Annotated in this window: 3 protein-coding genes and 1 pseudogene; 1 reads left to right on the top strand and 3 read right to left on the bottom strand. The window is 74.5% G+C overall.

What is annotated here, in order from left to right:
• Both AWZ10_RS52825 and AWZ10_RS01105 read right to left on the bottom strand, forming a co-directional pair.
• Window positions 1–259, bottom strand: a 259-nt coding sequence (locus AWZ10_RS52825) for a hypothetical protein (RefSeq protein ID WP_208618427.1), incomplete at its 3' end; no start/stop codon positions are given.
• A 190-nt stretch (window positions 260–449) separates the two neighbouring features.
• Window positions 450–2594, bottom strand: coding sequence for a SpoIIE family protein phosphatase (locus tag AWZ10_RS01105; protein WP_046708259.1), 2145 nt, complete (start codon window positions 2592–2594; stop codon window positions 450–452).
• A 283-nt stretch (window positions 2595–2877) separates the two neighbouring features.
• Between AWZ10_RS01105 and AWZ10_RS01100 the strand changes: the two genes are divergently transcribed.
• Window positions 2878–3480 carry a response regulator transcription factor gene (locus tag AWZ10_RS01100; RefSeq protein WP_060890210.1) on the top strand — a complete coding sequence of 201 codons (603 nt, stop codon included), beginning with the start codon at window positions 2878–2880 and terminating at the stop codon, window positions 3478–3480.
• Between the two features lie 306 nt (window positions 3481–3786).
• Here AWZ10_RS01100 and AWZ10_RS53360 read toward each other — a convergent pair.
• A pseudogene (locus AWZ10_RS53360) lies at window positions 3787–4095 on the bottom strand (ATP-binding cassette domain-containing protein); the annotation flags it as partial.
• Window positions 4096–4388: the final 293 nt, after the last annotated feature.

The following is a 4388-nucleotide window of genomic DNA, read 5'->3' as shown; positions in this document are numbered from 1 at the left end:
CGGCGGTGCCGCCGCCGGTGCCGGTGAGGAAGAGGGCGCCGCGGCAGCGGGCGCGGGCGAGGAAGAAGGTGCCGCCGCAGCCGGTGCGGGCGAGGAGGAAGGCGCCGTGGCCGGTGCCGGTGACGCCGGTGCGGGTGACGCGGCCGGTGCCGGTGACGGCGCGGGCCAGCAGAACGACCAGGGCGTCGGCGACCAGGGCGTCGGCGACCAGGGTGTCGAAGAGCAGGGCGTCCAGCAGTAGGCGGACGCCACCCCGCACGTGGACGACGGCCCGGGATCAGCGGCCACTGACCCCCCGGGCCGTCGCCCCACGACCCAGCTGTCGGCCCCGCCTCAGGGCTCCGGCCGACAGGTGGATCGGTCCGGCCCTCCGGCGGGAGGGCCGGACCTGTTCGTTCTTCCTTGCGGCCGGGCTCGTGGCCCCCATGGCGCGCGGCCCTCGCACGGCGTCACCCGCCGACGCCCGTGGCCCGCAGCAGCAGCAACGCCACGTCGTCCGCCCGCTCCTGAGCCGCCTCGGTCTCCCGTACGAGACTGTCGGCGAGCGAGTCCAACGGCCCTTCCCCGGCCCTCGCCAGCCGCTCCCCGAGCACCGCCAGCGCGTCCTCGATGTCGACCCCCGGCGACTCGATCAGCCCGTCCGTGTACAGGGCCAGCACGGACCCCTCGGCCAGCGCCACCTCGGTCGTCGGATACGTCGCCGCCGCGTCGATGCCGAGCAGCGGACCACCCGCGAGGTCGAGCACCCGCACCTTCCCGTCCGGCCGGCGCAGCAACGGCGGCGGATGCCCCGCCCGCGCCATGACGGCCTTCCCGTGCTCCGGGTCGAGCCGCAGATACAGACAGCTGGCGAACAGCTCCGAACCCAGGTCGATCAGCAGCCGGTTGGTACTGCTCATCACCTCCTCCGGCGCCTGTCCGACGGTCGTGTACGCGCGGACCGCCGTACGGATCTGCCCCATCAGGCCCGCAGCCGTCACGTTGTGCCCCTGCACGTCGCCGATCACGGCGGAGGCCCGCCCGTGCGAGAGGACCAGGTCGAAGAAGTCGCCGCCGATGTCCATGCCCCGGGTGGCGGGCAGATAGCGCGAGGCCGCCTCGATCCCGGGGATCGACGGCAGCGAGTGCGGCAGCAGCGCCTGCTGCAGCCCGTGCGCGAGCTGGTGCTTGGCGTCGTACAGCAGCGCCCGCTCCAGCGCCTGAGCGATGAATCCGCTGAGGCTGGTCAGCACCGCGCGCTCGTCGGCCGGGAACGGATGCGGGTCCGCGTACCCGAGCACCCAGGTGCCCACCGGCCGTCCGGAGGCGATCAGCGGGAGGTACGCCCAGGCGCCCAGTCCGTCGGGGACGTCCTGGCGCATCGGATAGAGGTGCTCCAGCTGCTGCCGGGTCTCGAAGAAGGCGGGCACTCCGGTGGTCAGGCTCACCGCGCCGGGCGTCGGCGCGGTGAGCGGCATGCCGTCGAAGCGCTCCACGAGGTGCGGGTCCGCGTAGCCGCGGTGCCCGAGCACATGCAGGCGCCCGGCGCGTGAGCCGAGCATCACGAGCGCCTGGCTGCCGATGGCCGGGACGATCTCGTCGGCGACCAGTTCCACCACGTCCTGCACGCCCACCGCCTCGGTGAGCGCGCTCGCCAGCGCCAGTACGTTGTTGATGGTCACCAGGCGGCCGGGTCCGTCGCCCTCGACTCGCGCCGCGTGCTCGGCCTCGGCGACCGCACGGGCACGGGAGATCCGTACGCTCAGCCCGTTCGTCCCCGGATACAGCCGGAACGACAGCCAGGCGCTCGGCGGCCTGAGCGCCACGAACGACGTCACGTGCTGGCTCATCAGCGCCGCCCGGTACCGGTCCTCGTACGCGGGATCGTTGAGCCACGGCACGGACGCCCACAGCTGGGTGCCCAGCAGACCGCTGACCGGGATGCCGAGCAGCTCGGCCGTGGCCGCGTTGGCGAAGGTGATCCGCCCGTGCAGATCGAGCGCGCACATCCCGTACGGCAGCCGCGCCACCATCCGCGCCGCCTCCACCGTGCCGAGGGTCCCGGCGACCGTGGTCGTCGACGGCGCCGACAGATCCGGCTCGGGCCGCACCGGCCGGCCCTCCTCCTCCGCGCGCCGCAGCCGCATCGCGAGCCGGTCGCAGGCCGAGGTGAGATGGTCCCGCTCGCGGTCGCTGAGCTCCGGCGGGTGCGAGCCGGGCCAGGTCAGGAAGACGGCGCCGTACGTGGTGTCGTGGGTCGCCACCGGGAGCGCGGCCATGGCGAACGGGTAGGGCAGGACCATGGCGAGCCGGGGATAGCGGCGGGCCATCTGCTCCTCGCCGTTGACCCACACCAGCCGCCGCCCCCGTACCGCCTCGGAGACCGGGATCGGCGCGCTGAGCGCCACCCGCTCCCACGGCGCGGCGAAGGACCTCGGCAGCCCCGCGATGACCGCCATCTCCAGGACCGGCTCGTCGGGTGTCAGCAGATACATGGCGCCCGAGTGCGCCCCGACGTCGTCCATCATCGCGGCCAGCGCCAGCGACAGCAGCGGATGACCGCCGTGGGCGGTGTCGACCGTCGACCGCTCCGGGGACGCGTGGACGTCCGACATCCCGACCACCTCCTCGCACGGCCGCGCGACGGCCCCAGGGTCAAGGCTCCTCCTTGGGGGCCGCCCACGCACGGCGAGCGCCCTGCCGCGGAAGAACCGCCGTACCCCGTCCCGCCCGGCCCATGCCCCCTCTCCTGAGGCGCGCACTCGCGCACGCCCCCCGCGAGTGCGCCCCCACGCTCCCCGATGGCTGGTTCTTCGCGCCCGGGCGTGGTCGGGGGCGCCAACAATGGGCACGCGCTGAGGCGGAGGACATCGGTGGGCCGGGAGGCGGAGGGCGAACGTGATCGGGGTACTGCTCGTGCACGACGAATGTCTTGTCAGGTCGGTGCTGGCGGAGTGGCTCCGCCAGGAACCCGACCTGGTGGTGTACGACGCGTCCTGGCGCGCGGCGCCGGGGCGCGTACGGTCCCTGCGGCCCGACGTGTGCGCGGCGGACCTGGACTGCGCGGACGCGGTCGGCATCCCACCCCTCGCCGACCTGCGCGGTGCGGGCGGCTGGGCCCCCGGGCTCCTGGTCCTGGCCCACGCCGGCAGACCCGGACTCCTGAAGCGTGCGGCCGAGGCCGGGGCCCTCGGGTACGTGGACAAGGAGGGCTCACCACAGCGGCTGGTCTCCGCCATCCGCGAGGTCGCCCGAGGGAAACGTTTCGTCGACGACTCGCTCGGCTTCGGATTCCTCAAGGCCGCCGAGATGCCGCTGACGCGCCGCGAGCTGAGCGTGTTGTCCCTGGCCGCCGAGGGCGCCTCCGTCGCCGAGATCGCCGGCAGCCTGCACCTTTCCCACGGGACCGTGCGCAACTACATGGCCGCCATCACCCGCAAGACGGGGGCGCGCAACAGGATCGACGCCATCCGGATCTCGCAGGGGGAGGGCTGGCTCTGAGGGACGCCCGCCGCGCGGGCGCGGCGCCGGTACGGGGGACCAGGCGCCGACCAGGTCCCGGTAGAGCGGCGAGCCGGCGAGCAGTTCGCCGTGCTCCCCGTACGCGACGCACCGCCCGTCCATGACCAGCACCCGGTCCGCGCGGCGGGCCGAGCTGACGCGATGGGCGACCACCACGAGGGTCGTGTCCGGCCGCCGGGCGAAGGCCCGCTCCGCGCGTTCCTCGGCCTCCGCGTCCAGGTGACAGGTCGCCTCGTCGAGGATCACGACCGACGCGGACGACAGGTACGCCCGGCCCAGCGCGACGAGCTGCCGCTCCCCGGCGGACAGCGCGCCCGGGTCGACCTCGGCCGCCGGGCCGCCCAGCCGGACCATCAGTCCGTCGAGCCCCACCGCCTCCGCGGCGGCCCACAGCTCTGCCTCGGGCACGGGTTTCGGCCGCAGTTCGCCGAGGTTTTCCGCGAGGGATCCCCCGAAGACGTACGCCTCCTGCGGAATGAGCACCCGGTGTGCGTGGGATGTGGCGCCGGGTACCGGCTGCCCACACAAGTGGACGGTGCCGTGCCGGGGACGCAGGAGACCCGCGACGAGCCCGGTGAGGGTGGACTTGCCGATGCCACTGGGACCGACGACGGCCAGGTGCGTGCCGTGCGGGATACGGAGGCTGAGGTCGTCGACGACGGGCGTGCCGGAGGGGCCGTAGGCGAAGGTGACGGAGGAGAGGGCGAGGGCGTCGGGGGGCGGGGGAGCGGGGGTGGTGGTGCCGGAGCCGGAGCCGGAACCGGAGCCGGAGCCGGAGCCGGAACCGGAACCGGAACCGGAGTTGGAACCGGGACCGGGATCGGTGAGCGGCCCTCGCTGCGCGGCGCGTGCTGTCCGTGACCGGGCCGCCGGGGCCGACGGTGGGC

Source organism: Streptomyces europaeiscabiei, from assembly GCF_001550375.1.
Lineage (GTDB): Bacteria > Actinomycetota > Actinomycetes > Streptomycetales > Streptomycetaceae > Streptomyces > Streptomyces europaeiscabiei.
Note: the sequence above shows the minus strand (reverse complement) of the source record. Positions and strands in the feature narration are given on the sequence as shown.